Raw genomic sequence first — 20120 nt, 5'->3', positions numbered from 1 at the left:
CCGACTTGCTAGCCCAATTTGGCATTTCAATCCTAAAAGTTTTCTTGCGATCAAAATTCATCTGTTTACACAGCTTGTGAAAGGTTTAAAATGAGCTTAACAAGTAAAAGTATGGGTGAATAATATGTCTAAAAAACAACAAAAATGGCTTATTTGTTATCACTTAGCGATTGGCGGACTAGCACTTATTTCTAGTGGATTAGCCTTTTCAACTTTCTTTACACATGGAAACTTACTAACCGGGCCATCTGGGATTTTTATGAATAGTATGCTGGCAATCTTTTTGGTCGACTATTTAGTTCGGTTTCGATTTTCCAAAAATAAGAAAAGCTTTCTCATCGACAACTCATTTGATATGTTAGGACTAATTCCGTTACATCCTATCTTTGCAATTTTTCGAATTGAGCGCGTCATCCGTCTCATTCGTTATTACCATATTTTTTGGCGTTTAGGATTAGACGGTAAAATAACCAAGTCTGTGCATCGTTTCTTTTACGCAACCGGCTTTGTGTATCTCCTATATATCAGTGTTGTGATCGTTGTTTTAAGTGCCCTTCTCTACTCAATCGTCGAAAAAATTTCTCTTTCAAACGCTTTGTGGTGGGCCATTACAACTGCAACCACCGTTGGATACGGTGATATTTTTCCCCATACGACAATTGGAAAAATCATCGCGGCAGTCCTGATGTTAGGCGGGATTGGTTTTATTGGTTTGTTAACCAGTACAATTACCGGATTCTTCACTTCCGACACAACGAGCACGCAGGATAACGATTTAAGTTTACTCTTAAAGAAAATTGACGATCTTTCCGATCAAGTGAACCAGCTGCAAAATCAAGTTTCCAAAATTCAGAAAAAACCTCATCATAAAAAGAAATCTTAAATTCAAATAAGGTCCAAGAAAACTATTTCTAGCTTTCTTGAGCCTTATTTTTTTGAAATATTAATCAATCAACTTAACTGCCGTGCCATAAGCCACAACTGTTTCCATATCTTGGCTAATCGAGTCCGAATCAAAGCGCATCATCACTACCGCATCTGCACCCATCTCTGTAGCATTGTCGCGTAACCGACTAATTGCCGTATCACGAGCTTCTGTCAACAATTCGGAGTATGCTTTAATCTCACCGCCAACAATGCCTTTAAGCCCCGCGCCAATATTTTTAAATACATTTTTAGATTGCGTAGTTAACCCAAATACTTCGCCGATCACTTCATAATTATGTCCTGGAATATTTTCTGTTGTCGAAACCAAAATTTTGTCTGCCATTTTGAGCTCCCCCAGATCTTATTTGATGCCTGTATTATAGCATGAAATCGGTCTCAATTCTTTAGGCTAGTTTTTAGCTTTGCGGCAACGTTGGTGCTGGAATCCGGTTCGGTCGTAAAACTTTTTGGACAGCACGTCTTCGACTGCTTTTTTCCGCCGAACTTTAGGACAGTTCCATAAACCAAAAGTTTCCTATAAGCACGCCTACTGCGGGATTACGATCCCGCTTACGGTGCGCTTATAGAAAACTTTCTACCGGCTTATTCCACTCACTTTTTTTAGGACAGCTTGACAAATCAAAAGGCCGGAAATAAGTACGCTTCCCGCGGGATTGTGATCCCGCATCCAGCCCACTTATTTCCGACCTTTTACCGATTTGTCTCACTCACTTTATTCTTCACTACCCAAGAACTGACTCACACCCGCTGCCAACACTGCACCTACCAACGGAGCCGTCAAATACAACCAGTAATGTGCCATTGCCGAACCGCCCGCAAAAAGCGCTGGCCCGAAACTTCTTGCTGGGTTCAATGAACCGCCCGTTAAGTTTAACGCCACAATGATCATCAATCCTAATGTCAGTCCAATAACTAAACCAGCAAAATTTGGATTTCCCCATTTCTTACTCGTTACCAACAAAATAACTAACACAAATAAGAATGTGACCAAGGTTTCTGTAATAAAAGCCCCACCCACAGAAATATTTGGAAAGTCTGTTTGACCCAAACTTTTTGTTGATAATCCTAGTTCATGAACCAAATCAAACACCATTGCAGAGGCCAAAATTGCACCAATAAATTGCGAAATCACATAACCAATAAAATCTTTTCCACTAATCCGTTTGTTTAAAAGCATCCCTAAAGAAACTGCCGGATTAAAATGACCGCCTGAGATGGCACCCACTGAGTAGGCCATAATGGTAACTGCCAATCCAAAAGCCAATCCAATTGTTAAAGTACTTCCTTTAGCAATTACAACAGTACCCGTTCCAACAAAAACTAAAACAAAAGTTCCAATGATTTCTGCGACATATTTTCGCATATTGCCATCTCCTCGTATTATATAATTTGAAACTTTGTTATTTACTATTCCCTACTTAGATGTTGCGTGATATTCTCTAATTGTTCATTGGATTTAGGTCCAACTGGTATAGGCTTTCATCTCCTGTAGATTATCTACGTTATAAGCGCGCCGCCCAGACAATTCGAAACACCGCAAACCACAAGCTGTAGCGATTAATTTAATTCGTGTTCACTCGCGTGACACGCAGCTGAATCTTTTAATCTAGTCTTCTTATATTGCGAGGATGCCCGTTAGAGTTGGAATTAGGGAACATCACGCAGCACCTAAGCTTATCCAATTAATTCAAAGTGAAAGGAGGTCCTATCCTATGAATTTATATTTAGGTATTGATGTTGGTAAAAATAAATTAGACTTTTGTGCTTTAGATTCTGATCAACATTGCCGTTTTCAAGATGAAACTACTAATGATCTTAATGGTGCCGTTAAAATTAAACAGGTAATCTTAACTGAGACTAAAACCCACCATTATGAAAAGATAACTGTTGGTATGGAAGCCACCTCGGTCTATAATTTTCATCCGATGACTTTTTTCGCCGAAGATAGCGAGTTACAAGCCTTAGGCTTATCGGTTATCACCATTAACCCCTATACGTCACATCATTTTAGCCAGTTATTTGATGATGGTAAGACGGATGCGATTGATGCCAAACAATTAGCTGATTTGTTACGGATCAAACCACTGGGAACTTCAGTTGCTCGCCAAGAAAACTATGTGGCTTTGCAACGTCTAACACGGGAACGTTATCACTTGGTTAAACAAATGACTGATTCTAAAAATCATTTTTTGAATAATCTTTATTATCGTTGTAATACGTTAGAACGGGAGCTGCCAACATCCGTTTTTGGTTCAACTATGATGACCCTAATTACTGATGAAGAGTTAACCTTGGACGAGGCAGCGGCGCTACCTCTTGATGAATTAGTCACCCATCTTCAACAGTTAGCTCACGGTAAGTTTGGTGATGCCGAAGCCGTTGCTAAAGCTATTAAGAAAGCAACCCGTTCTTCTTATCGCCTATCAAAAGTCGTAACAGATTCTGTTGATGAAATTTTGGCGGTCTATGCGAATGAAATTCGGATGTTAAAAAAACAAATCCAAGTTTTGGATAAAACAATTACACAGATATCTACTCAAATCACAGATATCAATTGTTTAACTAGTGTTCCCGGTATTGGCCCAGTTTATGCGGCTGGTATTGTGGCAGAAATTGGTCAAATTGAACGTTTTCCCGATGAAAGTCATATTGCCAAGTATGCTGGCCTGGCTTGGTTACCACATGAATCAGGCACAAGCGTTCGTCAAGCTACACCACGAACTCGTAAGGGTAATCAATATCTTCGTTATTATCTAGTTGAAGCTGCCAACTCGATAAGACGTTATGATGTTACTTACCAACGCTATTACCACAAAAAATATGAAGAGGTACCCAAGTATCGTCATCGTCGAGCTATTGTCTTGACGGCACGAAAGCTTGTAAGATTGGTGGAAGTCTTGCTTAGAAACCATCAATTTTATATACCACCCAAAGTGGTATAGCTTTCGAGTTTACGATACTGAGTCCCTTCTTAACCCGCTAAATTAACTGTTTTAGTGGGCTGGGGAAGCTATACTCTCAAGAACTGATTAATAATAAAAACAAAGCTTTTTACATACTTGACTTATTACCACAAGGCTCGTATGTATATTAATAATAATGAATAATCTCTATCTACTAAAAATTATAGAAGATTTTTGCAAAATACTCAATACGGAAGCTCTACGAAATGCAGTTATTTTTTTAAAACTCTCTTAAAATTGTACTAATTACTGGGTTTATATGAGTAAAAAATTAATTCTTATGGTAAAATATAACTATTATATCCTAGGGGGAATGACCATGAGTCAAATCGATGTTGAACTAATCACCGAACCAACAGCTAAAGAATTTTTAACCGATTATAAAGAACAAAAGCGCAATAACAACGTTCCAGAACTCAAATCACAAGGCCATTTTATTTTACCCGATTACAAACTGACAAGGCAGCGTAAAGCTTTCAAAATCATGAAGCACACCTACCTTACAAAGCACTATAAATCATACGTTGCGTTTGATTCGGACAACGGTCACACATTATGGATGAAGAATTTTGCAAGCTTAACCGAAGCTGTTTTCTGGCTTGAAACTGGTCTTGAAATTGGTGACACGGATACTCGATCTACCTACAAGGACTGGAAAATCAAGCATGACGATAAAATTCAGAGCTTGAAAGATCAGCTTCGTCTCCTCAAGAAAAAACATGCTTCAAAACAATTCCCTTTAGATAATGTTAATTAATTTCATATTTTGCAATCATTAAGAGTCCCCATTTCGTGGCTCTTTTTTTGTTTTAAATCGATATTACTAACTCAATTTACCTTTGAATACTAGTCAATTTGTTTCAATCCTTCTTCTTTACTTAATCGCATTGAGACAGCTTAGTTACTTCGTTGTAATATTTAACCCGTAATTATAGTAATTAAACATTTAGTACGGGGGTACGTCATGAGATACATAATAAAACTATTCGCGATTCTTTCTATTTTTATCGGCATCACCGCCGTTTCAACAACGCAAGCACACGCTGCAACTAAGTTTCGGGTGGTTTCTACAAAGAATGTGGCCGTAAAGCCTTACGTTCGGACAAGTGCTAAAGGCAACATGTTTAACTTGAACGGTAAGCTACCTTATGTAAGTTTCAAAACTAACCACTATTTAAAAAATTATCCAAGAACCACTTGGCGGGTCACCAAATCACGTGTCATCTTAAGAAACGGTGTTCGCACTCAATACTATTATGCAATTAGCTCTAACGGTAAGGCTTCTGGCTGGGTTTGGCATGGCTATCTTAAAGTTAAGCCAGGAACAGCGCTCTACTCTAAAGTTTATAGTTATGCTCATAAGCAATTAGGCAAACGTTACGTTTATGGCGCTGTTGGTCCCAATCGTTTTGATTGTTCCGGTTTATCAAAGTATGTTTACAAGAAATCCGTTAACAAGACTTTACCAAGAACCGCACAATCTCAATACAATAAGTATAAAAAAGCTTCCACTGGTTCACGAAAAAAAGGCGATTTGGTTTTCTTCGGTAGCAGTAAAAAGCGCATCACCCATGTTGGTATCTATGTAGGTAGCGGTAAAATGATTGATGCTCAAAATCGAGGCGTAATTACCGAAAAGGTTGCTTCTCCATGGTGGCATTGCGTTGGTTACTCTCGTCCAGCCACTCTCTATTAAACTAAATAGCTCGCAAATAGTAGCGCTCCATGGCTGCTATTTTTTTGTTTTTGGACGCAAAAAAAGTAGACTCTAAGTTCTTCTCAAAGCTTAAAGTCTACCTACGAGGAAAGGATTTCGCGATTAACATCTTCAAAATCAAATTTGTTAATAACATTACACCTTCATTGTTCTATTGTTCTACCGTCGTGAACCTGACCTACCTGTGATCGTCGTTATCAAAATCTGCTAATATGATCAGCGTAAGTTTGAACCCCACTTGATACATACACAAAATACAGGCTAACGGTGATTAAAGACGGTTTTGGAAGCATTAAGTTTTTTTATGCTGAATACCCTCCGCAAACGTACTTCTATTTGTTCTTACTACACAATTTTTCTTATAATTTGGAACTCTGTAAGTTATTTCTAACTTACGTTTTCTCTTGTCATTGGCAACACCTACTTAAACCGAAGTTCAACTACATATCAACAAAAACATTTAATCTAAATCTAAACCAGTTGCAACATTTACCAAGAAGATTATGCACCCATCATTCGCACATCCAGATTTTTGAGCCAAGTACCAACTACTTTGACTGCTCTTGATATTTTTCAACATCAAAACTTTTTTGAATCGATGCTCATGACTCATGACGTTTTAAGTCACGAACCGCACATCCAGGTTTTTCGAGCCAAGTACTAACTACCTTAACAACTCATAATGTTCTTCAACACCAAACTTTTATCTATCGATGCCCATGATTTACGGTATCAAATCATACTCTCGTAAATCGCGCATCCAAACTTTTGAGTTAAACACATAATTCTGACTGTAAACTGCTCACATGTTTTTCAACAAGCAAAACTTCTACGCGATGCCCATGAATGATAAGCCTTCACAACATAACCTTCAGCTGCGCCTCTACGTTAGATCACCATCGGCAACTATCGACTGACCTAAGGCGCTTTGAGAAGTTTGAGTTAATCGGAAATTTTAACTTTTCCCTTTCCTCACTTATTATATTACCACGTGATGTAACCGTTTGCAACAAAAACACTTAACTTTTTTAATTATTTTTTATAAGTCTGATAGGTCCCATTGTAGCGGGCTTTGTAGCGGCCATATCATTAATCAACCAAAATTTTAATTCCTTTGTAAATGCTGTAAATAGTTAACGTTATTGCAACGATTGCACAGAGCCCACCAAAAATCACAATCATCCAACCAGTTGACTGCGCGTTATTTGTAATCAGCCCATGAACACCTGCCAGAATAAGGAGAACAAATATTAAAAGGGCCGGAAAAAGATGTAAGAGTAATGCATTCAAGGCATTGCGATGAGTTTCAGGACGACCAGCTGTTACTAACCAAACGATCAGCGGAAATATAACGGGAAGAAACAAAATACTTAAATAAGAGAGCGAACTGAGTAATTTATTTTCAATTGTCATAGTTACAACCTCCATATTAGTTTATGGTCTTATTTTACCTAATTTTGTCTAATTTACATAGAAATATGAGTCGGAAATTGCAAGAACAAGTTAGCCACCCCGCAGGCGAAGTTGCGGGGCAAGTCAGAATATCTATTGAAGGTCAAGATAATAGCTACGCACTACATGATTTACGAATACGTGCTGCTTCAATTTGAAAAGCTTCTTTTGGGGTTTGATACTTCAAGATACGTCGCGGTAATTGGTTAAGACGACTTTCAACCATTGAAACCGTCTTGGGACCAATCGTATCTAATGAGTGTCCCTTAGGTAAATATCGTCTAATCATGCGGTTATGAGTTTCATTGGTTGCTCTTTCAAAGGAACTATACGGATGGGCATAATAGATGTCAGCTACGCCGTCTAAGACTGCATTCAAGGCTGTGAACTCCGTTCCGTTGTCAGCAGTAACAGATTTAATAAGATCACCAAATTCAGCACAAATTCCCTTAAGTGCATACGATACCGAATCAGCATCTTTGCCTTCAATCAAGCGAACAATATCATAACGAGTTTTACGTTCCGTGAAGGTCAATAATACACTTTCATGTCCACTTCGTTTACCAACTACAGTATCAATCTCAAAGTGGCCAAATTCCTTGCGTTTGTCGACCCTTTTAGGACGTTCCTCAATACTTTTACCAGCTAAACGTCGATGCTTGTTTGACCAGTGATGTTTAGTACGACGGTTAGCCTTCTCCACCAAATCAAGATTACGGATCTCTAACAATTGCGCATCGATATAGTTGTAGAGAGTTTTCGTACAAACCATCTCCGTGCGCTTAAACAGATGTTGTTGGTGGGCGAAGCCGACTGCTGCATCAGGTGACCAATCATCTTGGTGGAAATGATCATCAAAGTAAGCCAGAAAGTTAGTAACAAATTTAAATTTTAGAGGTCGATGACAGCGTTGTCGATTCGTTTGATACCGAACTTGGGCCGTATCAGGCGCATAAACGCTAAAGTACTGTTCTTTACCATTGAGTTTCTTTACCTGTTGAATGCGGCCACGCTTAAGCTCATTATTAATAGTTTGATGACAGACACCAATTTCAGCGGCAATTTGACGAGCAGATTTGCCTGCAGAAAGTAAGCCAGCAATTCTGCCTCGCTCAATTGGAGTTAAATGATGACCCTTTACGTGAGATGTGATAAGCTGTTCTTGCACCAAGACGAAAACCTCTTTCATTGTTTAGTGTGGGAACTTCAATGATACCTGATTTTTTCGTCTTGGTGTCTTTTATTTGGCCACTTTTAAAAGGTGGCTAACTTGATTATAAAATTCGCGTAGAAATATGAGTATCAAAAAAGGCAGTAAATAGAATTTCACTGCCTTTTACTTTAAATTAGTATATCAATGCTCACAAATCGGGTTTAATAGCGTTTCTTTCTAGGTAATCCCAACAGCGCAAGAGTTGCCATTAAAAATAGTCCAATAAATCCGACGTTTCTGCCGGCAATACTACTTGCTTCACTTGTTTGTGGCAATTCTTTATTTGCCGAAACCGAACTAGAATTTTTTTGCACATTGTTGGTTTCTGAGGTTCCTTGACCCGTAGCTGCAGGATTTTGACTTGTCCCTTGACCTGATCCATTGCCTTGATTACCGGATTGGTTCTGGTTGGAGTTCGTTCCACCATTACCGTTTGAGTTTCCACCATTTCCATTGTTACCATCACCGCCTGGTGTTCCAGGATTCTCTGAACCACTATCAGCCGCTACAACAACCACGCCAGTCGCCGCTACAGAGAGTCCTGTAGTTGGATCTGTGTACGTAAATGTGTAAGTCCCACGATTACCAGCAATATTTGTATTAAAATTGCTTGGCCCAGTTACAACTAAGCTCCCATTAGCAATCGCTTCAGCATAACTTAAAGTTGTTCCCGTTGAAGAAACAATCGAATTAACCAGATTTTGCGGTTTAAAACTAGTGCCTTTTTTGATCGTAAGTTTTGGCTTCACGTTGATAATTGGTTTTACAGCGTCATATTTATAAGTTAAAGTAATGCTGTAACCTTTGCCAACTCCATTTTCTGACACCGTCGTTGAATTGAGAATATTCAATACAGCCTGCCAATCTGAAGCATTCCAAGTACTTGGATCGCTTGTAATGCCAACATTGTTTGCGAGCTCACTCAGTGTCCCTGTTGTTGTGCCATCTTCATTAGTCACTGTGTAAGTGCTCTTGCCATAATTAACCTTGTACCCAGCAATATTTTCAGGAGCACTCAAACTATAATTTTCACCAGCCTTAAGATCTGTACTAATCGATCCAGCAATTGTTTTTCCAGCCGTATCTTGATACTGTGTCGTCTGTTTAAATGTTCCTTGAGGTTCCTCAGCATCATATTTGTAAGTCAAAGTGATGCTATATCCTTTACCAACCCCATTTTCTGACACCGTTGTTGAATTAAGAACTTCCAATACCGTCTGCCAGTCAGAAGCATCCCAAGTACTTGGATCGCTTGTAAGTCCTGCAGCGGCTGCAATAACACTCACTTTGTCAGTATTTGTTCCATCTTCATTTACTAACGTGTAACTACTCTCGCTATAATTGACTTTGTACCCGTTAATCCTTTCTGGAGCACTCAAACTATAATTTTCACCAGCCTTAAGCTCTGTACTGGTGGAATTAGCAATTGGCTGCCCGGCTGCATTTTGATATTCAGTCGTTTGTTTAAATGTCTCCTGAGTTGCTTTTTGACTTGTTGAATTAGTGTCTTTCTTTGTTTGAGAAAAATTGGCTTTTGCCGTTTCAACTGTTGAACTCACATTTTCTTTCGAAGTTGCTGCAACTTCCGAAGTATCCGCACGTACTTGATTAGGCGTAACACCCATCCCTAAAATTGATGCCGAAAACAATAGCGTACTTGCCAGTAGCACGTATTTTCGTGTTTAGGTAGTTTCTTTTTTATTCATTTTTTCTCTCCCTTCAAATAAAATCAGTTAAATATGCAGAAAAAAATTTCCTGCTTCTATTTAAATTCTAACACCTTACTAGCATTAATGATAGCGTTAACATGTGTATTTTGTTTTATGTTTTAAACTCCGCACCACAAACTAATACCAAAATTTCGGCACAAAAAAACAGCAGAAATTCTATCAATTTCTGCTGTTTTTATATTAACCTATATTAATCGCGTGAAGCTTCTTCTTTACTGAAACGATTATTAAACAGTGGACTAACTGGCTTGTCTTCATGAATTAAGCGAATTGCTTCACCAATTAATGGACCAACTGAAATTTGCGTAATCTTATCAATTTTCTTTTCCTCTGGTAAATCAATCGAATCTGTCACAATTAATTCTTTAATTGGTGAGTTAGCGATTCTTTCAATGGCTGGGCCTGACAAAACAGGATGCGTACAACTAGCATAAACTTCCGTTGCGCCAGCATCCATCAAGGCTTGTGCACCCAAAGTAATGGTCCCGGCTGTATCGATCATATCATCGATCATGATACAACGTTTGCCTTTAACTTCACCGATAATATTCATAACCTCGGCCACATTAGCACGTGGACGACGTTTATCAATGATGGCAATTGGAGCTTTTAAGAACTCAGCTAACTTACGGGCTCGTGTCACACCACCGTGATCAGGAGAAACCACAACAGAATCTTTATCAAGATGATGCTCAATAAAGTAATCTGCCAACAATGGTGCTCCCATTAAGTGATCCATGGGAATATCAAAGAATCCTTGGATCTGGGCAGCATGTAGATCGAGGGCGATAATGCGGGTTGCACCAGCCTTTTCAATCATATTAGCCACAAGTTTTGCGGTGATTGGTTCCCGCGAACGTGCCTTACGATCCTGACGTGCATAACCATAATATGGAATCACAACATTGATGGTCTGTGCACTTGCTCTCCGCAGTGCATCAATCATAATTAGAAGTTCCATCAAGTTATCATTAACAGGAGCCGAAGTGGATTGAATAATATACACTTGGTCCCCACGAATGCTTTCTTCAATATTAATTCTAATTTCGCCATCGCTAAAACGATCAACAGAAGTCTTACCTAGCTTAACACCAACTGCTTTAGCAATTTTTTCTGCTAAAGGCTTGTTTGAATTCAAAGCAAAAATCTTCAGCTTTGGATCAGAATATTGTCCAGACATGAAATCCTCCAATAATGATTTTTAAGAATCTGTTCGATTACCACTCTATATCATAAGTCATTTACAGGGCCAAAAGCAAGTCCAAATCTAGTCTTTTTGGCGTTCTGCCTCTTCTTTTTTGGCTGCTTCATACACTGGAAGCTTCTTAAAGTATCCTGGTTTGGTAGTTTGCCGTTCACGGGCAATTCCCATATCATATTTCGCCAAATCATCGGTAATGGTTGACCCCGCTGCAACGTATGAATAATCTGCCATCTTAACTGGCGCAATAATATTTGAATTACTACCAATAAACGCGTGATTGCCAATGATTGAGGTGTGTTTGTTAATCCCATCGTAGTTCACAAAGACCACCCCACAGCCGACATTGATATCAGTTCCTAATTCAGCATTTCCCACATAAGTTAAATGGCCAACTTTGGTTCTCGCACCCAACTTAGCTTTTTTAATTTCACAGAAATTACCGATATGCACAAACTCACCAATTTCAGCTTCGGGCCGTAAATGGCTGTTAGGACCAATATCACTATCGTCATGCATAATTGATTCTTCAATTGTAGAAGAAGTCACATGCACGCGATCCCCGATTTTAGATGATACAATTTTAGAATTAGCTCCGATCACACAATCAGAACCAATTTCAGTTTTACCAGAAATCGATACCCCAGGCTCAACGATTGTGTCAGAACCAATTTTGACATCAACATCAATATACGTGTTATCAGGATCAATCAAAGTAACACCGTCAACCATGTGTTGTTCATTAATCCGTTCTTGCATAATCTTTGTAGCATGGGCAAGCGCTTTTCGATCGTTGACACCCATTGACTCTGAGAAATCCTTCATTTCGTACGCAGCAACGATTTCACCCTCAGACTTCATGATTTCAATCACGTCTGGCAAGTAGTATTCACCTTGGGCATTATCATTTCTTACTTTATGTAACGCGGCGAATAACTTTTTGTTGTCAAAACAGTAAACACCTGTATTAATTTCATGAATAGCTGCCTCTTCACGAGTGGCATCCTTTTCTTCAACAATCTTAGACACAACGCCAACATTATTACGAACAATCCGGCCGTAAGAGAATGGATCATCGGCATCCGCCGTCAAAATTGTGGCTGCTGCACCTTTTTCTTTGTGATATTCAAACAAGTCTTCAAAAGTGCTTGCCCGAAAAAGGGGGGTATCGCCACTCACAACCATTGTCATACCATCCTGATCTCCTAAAATAGATTCAGTTTGTAAGACAGCGTGACCAGTTCCCAATTGTGACTCTTGATAAGCATATTCAGTCCGTTTGCCAAGTTCTTCTTCAACTTGTTCAGCGCCATGGCCCACAACCGTCACAACTTTATCCATGTTGGTTTTTTCAACTTGCGTCAAAACATGATCGACCATTGATTTTCCACAAATTTGATGTAAAACTTTGTATAATTTAGATTTCATCCGTGTTCCTTGACCAGCTGCCAAGATAACCGTATACTTTCCACTCATTGTAAATTCTCCTTATTTAATTAGACTGATTAAAAACCTTGGTTAAATAATTACCAGGTTGAATTTGAATTTCATCGTTGCTAGCATCTACGTTCAATAATGATGTTACATTATCAATCATCCGTTGTCCCGTAAAACTACCTTCTGCAAAAACAGTCGTGCCAATTAGTTCAGCTTCAAACTCAGTAATCAGCGCCTGCATCCCTTTTAAGGTGCCGCCGCCTTTCATGTAGTCATCGACCACGAGTACTCGAGTGCCGGCCTTCAAACTGCGTTTAGAAAGCTCCATTTTTTTAATTTGCGCAGAAGATCCAGACACATAGTTCACGCTGATCGTGGAACCTTCTGTGATCTTTGAATCATGACGCACAATAATAAACGGCACTCCTAAATAATTGGCTACACTCTGAGCAATCGGAATGCCTTTCGTTTCAACGGTCATAATTGCATCAACTTTTTCATCTGCATATTCACTAGCAATCAAGCGACCCACTTTTTTAAGAACGATCGGATCACTCAATAAATCAGACATATACAAATAGCCACCGGGTAAAATTCGATCCGCTGTCGAAAGCTGTTGAATCAAATCCTCAATAATTTCACTAGCTTCACCTTTTTTGATGGTTGGAATAAATAAAGCTCCACCGGCTGCTCCTGGAATCGTTTCTAATCGTCCGGTACCGCGATCCGCGAACGTTCGCTTAATGATGGCCATATCCTCGCTAATTGAGGATTTTGCAGACGCGTAACGTTCGGCAAAAAAGCTTAACGTTACTAACGTATGTGGTCGTTCTAAAAAATATCTTGTCATATCGATTAATCGATCACTTCTTCGGATACTCACCGTTAACACTCCATTCTAATTTAAAAACTCTTTACTCTCGATCATAGCATAAATGTTCGTGTTTTGGAGAAAAAACAGAAAGTTTTCCCGTCATTTTTTAAATTTTTAGATGGATAATGCTAGTTTTACTTATAAAATAAAAAATCCGTTGCAAGCAGCGGATTTATGATAGCTATTTATAATCGGTAGTTTTTTACTTAGCTTTTAATTCGGTTCCAGCCCAACGCAGTAAAATAAATCGCGCATTCGATAATGGCAATAAAGAAACTAACCGGTAAATTGGTGACATAGCCTAAGTACAAGCCAAGCCATACGCCGATTAAAGCAGCTCCAATCGCAAATATCATCATGCCACTAACGGTTCGCGTAAAGTACTTAGCGCTCGAAGCTGGCAAGGTTAGCAAAACAAAAATCATTAATGAACCGACAATCTGAGCGGCCACACTCACACTCAAGGCCAAAATCACCAAGAAGATAATGGAAATGGCTTGCGTGTTCACGCCCTTAACGGCCGCCCCCACATGATCAAACGAATCAAATTTAAGGTCTCGATAAACCAGAAAAATAACGATCAGTACCGCCAACGATAGCCACATAATCTGTTTCACTTCAGATGAGCTAATGCCAATCATACTCCCAAACAAAATGCTGGTAGCATCACTCGCATTTTTATTTGCCAAGGAGAGAAATAGAATTCCTGATCCTAAAAACAAACTGGAAATCGCGCTAATAGAAGATTCTCGGCGTGACGATTTCGAACTCATTTGTCCAATTAAAACAGAACTAATGATCGTAAAAATTAACATTCCGTTTAACGGTGGCCAACTCATAAAAATTCCAAACGAGGCCCCAGAAAAACCAATCTCAGAAAGCATGTGACTCAGAAACGACATGTTACGGCCAATGACGTAGACCCCGATAATACCGCTAATAATCGCAATGATCGTCCCCGCCATATAAGCATGGCGCATAAATGCAAAACTAAGCATGTTCAGCCTCCTCTAAATCAGTTTCTTTGAATTGACCAATGGGACCACTCTGATAGCTGCCGTTGCGCATAAGTAAATATTGATTGGCGTATTTTTGGGCCAATTCAATATCATGGGTAATAAACAGCACCGACACATTCTGATGCACATTAAAATCCTGAACCAAATCCAACAATTCAAATTTACGAAAGCTATCTAAACTAGCGGTTGATTCATCCAAGATCAAAAGATCGGGATCGTTAATAAGAGCTTGTGCTAGATAAGCTTTTTGTTTTTCTCCACCAGAGGCTTCCCCAAGTGGAGTGTTTTGAATCGATTCTAAGTTAGTATCTTTAATAATGCGATTCAATTTTTGCCGCTCGTTTTTCGACAGCCAAGGTAAATGACTGTCGTGCAAGTTCAAACCTATAAAATCACGAATAGACAAAGGATACTCTTCATCGATATTCCGAAACTGAGGGACATAACCAATCTTCATGTGTTTAAAAGTAGGCGTATATGTGACACTCCCCTTTTGTGGCGTTAACTGATGCAAAATGACCCGCACCAACGTCGTCTTTCCCACACCATTTTGGCCAACCACACTCAAAAAATCACCTTTATTTAATTCAACCGAAAGATCATTTAAAACTAAGTGATCCGGAAATGATACGGTTAAATTTTTGATATTTAATACGGACGCACTCATTGCAATCTTTCTTTCTTTTGAATTTCTGCCACTTGCTGATATTGATCTGTCATCCACTCTATATAAGTTTTATTGGATGGCTGTGTTTCTGTCACATTCAAAACGGGAACATTATGCTTCTTAGCCAGCGTCACCATATTCTTTACAATCGCATCTGAAGCCTGCGGATTATTAACAAAAAACGCAATTTTATGTTGTTTAATATCCTTTTGCATTTGGCGAATATCTTGAGCCGAGGGATCCGAGCCATTCTCCACAGCTAAAGCAAAATGTGAATTATTGATCTTATATCCCATTTTGGTAAGCGCATAGTTAAAGACTGGTTCACTCACATCAACCAATGATTTTTGTCGGTTTTGCTTGAGAGCTGCTACTTTCTTTTGGATAACTTTCAATGAAGCCACGTAATTTTTAGCGTTCGCTTCAAACTGTTTGCGATGTTTGGGATCTTTTTTTGCATAGATCTTAGCTAATCGATTCGCCAGCTTTGCCATTGTTTGATCGTTATACCACAAATGCGGATTATCACCCGTTTGTTTATTCATCACGGACTTACCCACATTTAAAGCTTTAACGTTCCCCTCAGAGTCAGAGCTGATCAGTCTTTGCATCCAACTGTCATAACCCAAGCCGTTATACACCACAACATCTGCCTTTGCGACTGCTTTAGCTGAGTTTGTAGTTGGCTCAAAATCATGCGGATCTACATTGGGACTTTTAATAATAGAGGTCACCGTGCCATACTTTCCCGCAACGGCCTTCGCAGTTTCACCATAGAAATTTAAGGAAGCTACAATATGTAATTTATTAGAAGTTTGTGTTTTGCGACCACAACCATTAAGCACGCCCATAAGTACCAAGGCGCCATAAAGCCACTTTCTTTTTCGCATATCTTCCTCGCTTTTAAAAAGTAATCATTACTATTTAGCAACGAATTATATTATAGCAAAAGAAGACCGTTTGTAGCAAGCCCAGCGAACAACGTAAATATTGTCACGAAATGGATAGCTCCGTTCTGGTGTTTGCTAGGGACGTGTGGGCTCGCCTCCAATCTAACTTTTGCTACTCGCAAAAAGTGAATCTTTCCGGCCTCTCACGCCAACACCTCTACTTCGCCTATTTATAAACGTCCATTACAATCGATTAATTCTATTTTTAATCTTTAATGTAAATTTTTAGTAAGAAAAGTTATTTCATAAATTAGATAAGACAGGTGTAGCGGAGACGTTGGTGCAAGAGTGTGTCGATGTCACTTGGCGATTTATCGCCTAGAGACATGGGAGACTGGAGAGATCCACTTCTGGACAGAAGTTAGCTCGTAAGCGACCCCACACGGCCCCAGCACCAACGTTGTAGCGAAACTCAAATAGATCATTAAATCTAATTTGAACGCTTTCCTACTAAAACTTAACTCATAATTTTAAATTTTAAATCTGTCTATACCACTGCTAATTATGCTAGAATTAGGGTATCAACTAACCACGGAGGTTCCTATGAAATCACGTTTTGTGCTCGATCAATCTGCAAAATCTGCGCTTTATGATTTATATCTCTATGCATTTAATAAATCAGACAGCGACTTTCGCAAACAATTTTGGTCCACTCGCTTCGATCATGGCATCCCTTATGGCATTTATGAAAACCACGATCTAGTCAGTGGCCTCTTCAGCATGCCATATAAAGTAAACTTTCATGGCCAAGCCTTTCTGATGAACGGCATCACCGACGTCATGAGCGTTCCTGAATACTCGGGTAAAGGGGCGGCTGGTACGCTCATGAAAACGGCGCTTAGCGATATGTATGAAAATGACGTTGTGTTGTCTTATTTGGCACCCTTCTCGTTTGCCTATTATCGTAAATTCGGCTATGAACAACTTTTTGATCACCAACTTTATCAAATTGATGGCGACAAACTCCCTCGGGTGCGGCCAAGCAAAACCGGCCATGTCCGCCGAACTAGTTTAGCCAAAGCCATTCCGTTGATTCAAGAAGCCTACCTTAGTTCTCCCCTCAGTCAAAATGGCGGATTAATTCGGGCTGATTGGTGGTGGCACTACTTAACTGAAAAGCATCCCGAATGGCAAGTTGCCTATTTTGAGGACGATCAACAAACCGTGACTGGATATCTCATTTACACAAGAACTGCCGATGAATTTCATGTTCAAGAATTTGTCCATCTCACCCCAGCTAGTTATCAATCCCTTTTAAGTTTTGTATTCAAACACGGCGCTGGCTATCAAAGTTACACGTTTGAAAATGCTAATCCTAATTACCAGGGTGATTTATTGGCTGATCCTTACGCCCTAAAGGTAACGACGCAGCCATACATGATGGGTCGGATTGTGAACCTGCAGGCATTTCTTGCCAAATATCCCTTTGCACAAACTGACTTCAAGCCAGTTAGTTTTAATATTTTGGATGAAACACTGGAACAAAATCAGGGCACTTGGACAATTTCGGTAACCGCTGGAAAAACGGGGATTGAATATGACTCAGAGTTAAAAGAGGCTGTCCCAACCTTCACAATTCAACAATTCACAAAAGCCGTTTTTGGCTATCGTTCATTAGCCGCTCAACGTGCATTTGGGCAGATCGCAGCTGATGCCGAAAAATTAGCTAAACTAGACAATTTATTCATTCAACAAAAACCGATTTTGGCGGACTATTTCTAATCTCTGCAATCAATTAAATAGTTTCCGAAACTAAAAATACTTTTCCAACTAAATTGGAAAGGTATTTTACTATGCATTTAAAACCACGAAAAGAGTGCTCCTAAGCCAACGACTAACAAAATAATCCCGAAAAACAAACCTGACCAAAGCGCAAACCCAATAAATACTGACGTTCCTTGATTAGCATTATTTTTCAAATTTAAAAACGATTTTCTAACGGCGTAGAACTGCCAACAAGCTAGTAAGATCACGGCAATTCCGATCAGTTTCAAAGTTAACATATTTAGATTCCCCACAGGTTACTCGTTAAGCGTTTCAATAAACTAACGATTTTTGAATTGCTAGTTTTCGTTTACCGGTGACTAAGAATAGTGCCACTGCCACAACAACAATCAACAAAATCCAGGTTTCTACCCAGCCAATGTCATCCGGGCTAGCCATTAAGAAGTTCCCATTCGCATATGAAAAGGAAAAGACATCCAAAAGAAAATGGACAACCATGGTTACTGCAATGCTCTGTGTGTATAGATAAACAGCCGCAAACAGCATCCCCATTCCCACAGCAAATACCATTTGATTCAAGGTAGCATTTATGGCTTGGCCCGCAAGTAAATTAGAGGAATGCCACAATCCAAATAAAACACCATTAATGACAATCACCCAAACTAGCTGATTTTTTCGTTTGCTAAACGCTTTTAAGCTTAGAAATAATACAGCAAACCGAAAGGCCCATTCTTCAGAAACAGTCTCAAGTGCACTCAAAATTACTTTCAAACTAAAATGTCCCAGTGTAAAATCAAAACTCGTAAACATATTCGAAAGTTTGTCTCCAGAACCAAAGGCGTTCCAAACCACAATTGCTAACAACAACACAAGGACGAAACTCAGAATTAACCAATTTACATTTCGCGAAATTCGAAATCCCGGTAGCTTAAAGCCCCATAAATACATCAAAAATCCGACTGTAATTATAAAAGCAAACGCATTTACCACCCCGCTCATATCAATCGTCTGTAAAACAGAACCAATTTCATGTTCCCGGGTGTACATTAATGCAAGCACGGATCCAGACCCCAACGCTTCAAAAATGATGATCGTGACCAAAATAATTCGACCAATATAAGACTGAATATTGACAAGCACATAGTACGCAACAGGTAGATACATAATTAATAAATACAGCAAAGCTAAAATCGCCAGAAACGGATAATTAAGAAGCAAAACCTTATGAAAGATCAAAACAATCGCTGCTAATCCGAGTGGTAATAACAATAATTGAATGATTGACTGAAAATAATAATTACATTTTCTAAGTCCGCTTCTCAACTTTTGATCAGTTCTTAAAGGCTTCTCGAAAGGAATGCCAATGCCCAAAATCACTGTTGCCAATCCCAAAACCACTTCAACCAATCGCGTCGGTCCAAATGGTTCCCAGAAAAAGGTCAAACAGAATGCTACAAACGCGACCACCAATTGCCAGAGGTACCATTGTTTTAACACCCGTACGTATTTTACTGATAAATTATTAGTCATAAGCCACTCCCCCCCAAAAATCAAATCTCGATTAAAAACCTTTCACACCATAGTTTGAACCATACGACACGGGATAATTCGTGCCTTTGCAGAGTTCCTCATAATTTTTGTTAAAATACTCATCTCGTTTTTCATTACTTGGTAACGACGCAATGTTAAAAGGATCTTCAACATTAACCGATTGGGCCTTAAATAGGGCGACCAATTCTTTAAACGGTGTAAAATCAGAGTTCAAAATATAATAACTCTGGTCTTGCATCTTGATTGCGATGGTCATTGCACTAGTAAGGAATGGAACTCGTGCCGCAAATCCCATTTTTCGAATCACGCCAAATTGCACATTTTGAAAATCCCTAATTTTTTCGTTTTTAACAACCTGATCTTTTTCATTGTGAATTTTCATTTCATCTTTGGTAAACTCAACGATCGTCGCTGCCGGTAATCCGAGAAAGCTTCTCCCAATTTTGACCATTTCACTATTTGCTTTCTTTGGAAACGGAGGATACTCTTTCCCACCAACCAGAATTCTCATTGAGGTGAAGGACTCTGTCACGGCCTTCACTTTATCGGTCGAAAAACTATTAACCATTTTAAATGCTGATGCTGGAGTCATATACATAATAAAATCTCCCCATAATTTACTACTAAAATCGCTTACTTGATATTACACTGATATCATAGCACCCTTTATCCA

The 20120-nt window shown here is 39.2% G+C and carries 20 protein-coding genes; 5 read left to right on the top strand and 15 right to left on the bottom strand.

The features are described 5' to 3' along the window. Positions 1-124 precede the first annotated feature (124 nt). Entirely contained in the window at positions 125-883 is a 759-nt protein-coding gene (locus PI20285_RS00625; protein WP_057774420.1) for a potassium channel family protein, read from the top strand. Between the two features lie 60 nt (positions 884-943). Here the strand turns inward: PI20285_RS00625 and PI20285_RS00620 are convergent, their stop codons facing one another. Further along, a complete protein-coding gene (locus tag PI20285_RS00620) occupies positions 944-1270 on the bottom strand; it encodes a heavy metal-binding domain-containing protein (RefSeq protein WP_057774422.1) in 327 nt (108 codons plus the stop codon). A gap of 390 nt (positions 1271-1660) precedes the next feature. After that, positions 1661-2311, bottom strand: a complete 651-nt coding sequence (locus PI20285_RS00615; protein WP_057774425.1) for an MIP/aquaporin family protein — start codon at positions 2309-2311, stop codon at positions 1661-1663. A 349-nt stretch (positions 2312-2660) separates the two neighbouring features. Between PI20285_RS00615 and PI20285_RS00610 the strand changes: the two genes are divergently transcribed. The 3 genes from PI20285_RS00610 (at position 2661) to PI20285_RS00600 (ending at position 5607) form a co-directional block, all read left to right on the top strand. Then, positions 2661-3890, top strand: a complete 1230-nt coding sequence (locus PI20285_RS00610) for an IS110 family RNA-guided transposase (RefSeq protein ID WP_057775612.1) — start codon at positions 2661-2663, stop codon at positions 3888-3890. Between the two features lie 340 nt (positions 3891-4230). Further along, positions 4231-4668, top strand: a complete 438-nt coding sequence (locus tag PI20285_RS00605; RefSeq protein ID WP_057775565.1) for a hypothetical protein — start codon at positions 4231-4233, stop codon at positions 4666-4668. Positions 4669-4875: 207 nt separating this feature from the next. Next, positions 4876-5607, top strand: a complete 732-nt coding sequence (locus PI20285_RS00600) for a C40 family peptidase (RefSeq protein ID WP_057775563.1) — start codon at positions 4876-4878, stop codon at positions 5605-5607. 481 nt (positions 5608-6088) lie between these two features. Here the strand turns inward: PI20285_RS00600 and PI20285_RS11570 are convergent, their stop codons facing one another. The 10 genes from PI20285_RS11570 to PI20285_RS00555 all read right to left on the bottom strand — a co-directional run bounded on the left by PI20285_RS11570 (position 6089) and on the right by PI20285_RS00555 (position 16111). After that, positions 6089-6241 (bottom strand): hypothetical protein, encoded by a 153-nt coding sequence (locus PI20285_RS11570; protein WP_156406548.1) that lies wholly within the window; start codon positions 6239-6241, stop codon positions 6089-6091. 476 nt (positions 6242-6717) lie between these two features. Continuing rightward, the gene (locus PI20285_RS00595; protein ID WP_057775561.1) at positions 6718-7041 is read right to left on the bottom strand and encodes a magnetosome magnetite crystal formation protein family; all 324 of its coding nucleotides are present in this window, start codon (positions 7039-7041) and stop codon (positions 6718-6720) included. Between the two features lie 154 nt (positions 7042-7195). After that, a complete protein-coding gene (locus tag PI20285_RS00590; protein ID WP_105782158.1) occupies positions 7196-8269 on the bottom strand; it encodes an IS30 family transposase in 1074 nt (357 codons plus the stop codon). Between the two features lie 185 nt (positions 8270-8454). Beyond that, positions 8455-9942 carry a MucBP domain-containing protein gene (locus tag PI20285_RS00585; protein WP_057775186.1) on the bottom strand — a complete coding sequence of 496 codons (1488 nt, stop codon included), beginning with the start codon at positions 9940-9942 and terminating at the stop codon, positions 8455-8457. 271 nt (positions 9943-10213) lie between these two features. Then, complete coding sequence (locus PI20285_RS00580; RefSeq protein ID WP_057775189.1) at positions 10214-11203, bottom strand: ribose-phosphate diphosphokinase; 990 nt, start codon at positions 11201-11203, stop codon at positions 10214-10216. Positions 11204-11290: 87 nt separating this feature from the next. Further along, positions 11291-12700: a bifunctional UDP-N-acetylglucosamine diphosphorylase/glucosamine-1-phosphate N-acetyltransferase GlmU gene (glmU, locus tag PI20285_RS00575; RefSeq protein ID WP_057775191.1), complete on the bottom strand. Its 1410-nt coding sequence runs from the start codon at positions 12698-12700 to the stop codon at positions 11291-11293. 16 nt (positions 12701-12716) lie between these two features. Continuing rightward, positions 12717-13544 (bottom strand): pur operon repressor, encoded by an 828-nt coding sequence (gene purR, locus PI20285_RS00570; RefSeq protein ID WP_082623323.1) that lies wholly within the window; start codon positions 13542-13544, stop codon positions 12717-12719. A gap of 197 nt (positions 13545-13741) precedes the next feature. Beyond that, the gene (locus PI20285_RS00565) at positions 13742-14533 is read right to left on the bottom strand and encodes a metal ABC transporter permease (protein ID WP_057775193.1); all 792 of its coding nucleotides are present in this window, start codon (positions 14531-14533) and stop codon (positions 13742-13744) included. Next, positions 14526-15221 (bottom strand): metal ABC transporter ATP-binding protein, encoded by a 696-nt coding sequence (locus PI20285_RS00560; protein WP_057775196.1) that lies wholly within the window; start codon positions 15219-15221, stop codon positions 14526-14528. Before PI20285_RS00560 ends, PI20285_RS00565 begins: the two co-directional genes overlap by 8 nt. Further along, positions 15218-16111: a metal ABC transporter solute-binding protein, Zn/Mn family gene (locus PI20285_RS00555; protein WP_057775199.1), complete on the bottom strand. Its 894-nt coding sequence runs from the start codon at positions 16109-16111 to the stop codon at positions 15218-15220. Before PI20285_RS00555 ends, PI20285_RS00560 begins: the two co-directional genes overlap by 4 nt. Before the next feature lie 603 nt (positions 16112-16714). Here PI20285_RS00555 and PI20285_RS00550 point away from each other — a divergent pair. After that, positions 16715-17893: a GNAT family N-acetyltransferase gene (locus PI20285_RS00550; RefSeq protein WP_057775202.1), complete on the top strand. Its 1179-nt coding sequence runs from the start codon at positions 16715-16717 to the stop codon at positions 17891-17893. Between the two features lie 77 nt (positions 17894-17970). Here PI20285_RS00550 and PI20285_RS00545 read toward each other — a convergent pair whose 3' ends face one another. Genes PI20285_RS00545 through PI20285_RS00535 form a run of 3 tightly spaced genes read right to left on the bottom strand, consistent with a single transcriptional unit; the run spans position 17971 to position 20045 of the window. Continuing rightward, entirely contained in the window at positions 17971-18174 is a 204-nt protein-coding gene (locus PI20285_RS00545) for a hypothetical protein (protein WP_057775205.1), read from the bottom strand. A 34-nt stretch (positions 18175-18208) separates the two neighbouring features. Then, entirely contained in the window at positions 18209-19426 is a 1218-nt protein-coding gene (locus PI20285_RS00540) for a CPBP family intramembrane glutamic endopeptidase (RefSeq protein ID WP_057775208.1), read from the bottom strand. A gap of 31 nt (positions 19427-19457) precedes the next feature. Next, entirely contained in the window at positions 19458-20045 is a 588-nt protein-coding gene (locus tag PI20285_RS00535) for a hypothetical protein (RefSeq protein ID WP_057775211.1), read from the bottom strand. Between the last annotated feature and the right edge of the window lie 75 nt (positions 20046-20120).

Source organism: Pediococcus inopinatus, assembly GCF_002982135.1.
GTDB classification, from domain to species: Bacteria; Bacillota; Bacilli; order Lactobacillales; family Lactobacillaceae; genus Pediococcus; species Pediococcus inopinatus.
Note: the sequence above shows the minus strand (reverse complement) of the source record. Positions and strands in the feature narration are given on the sequence as shown.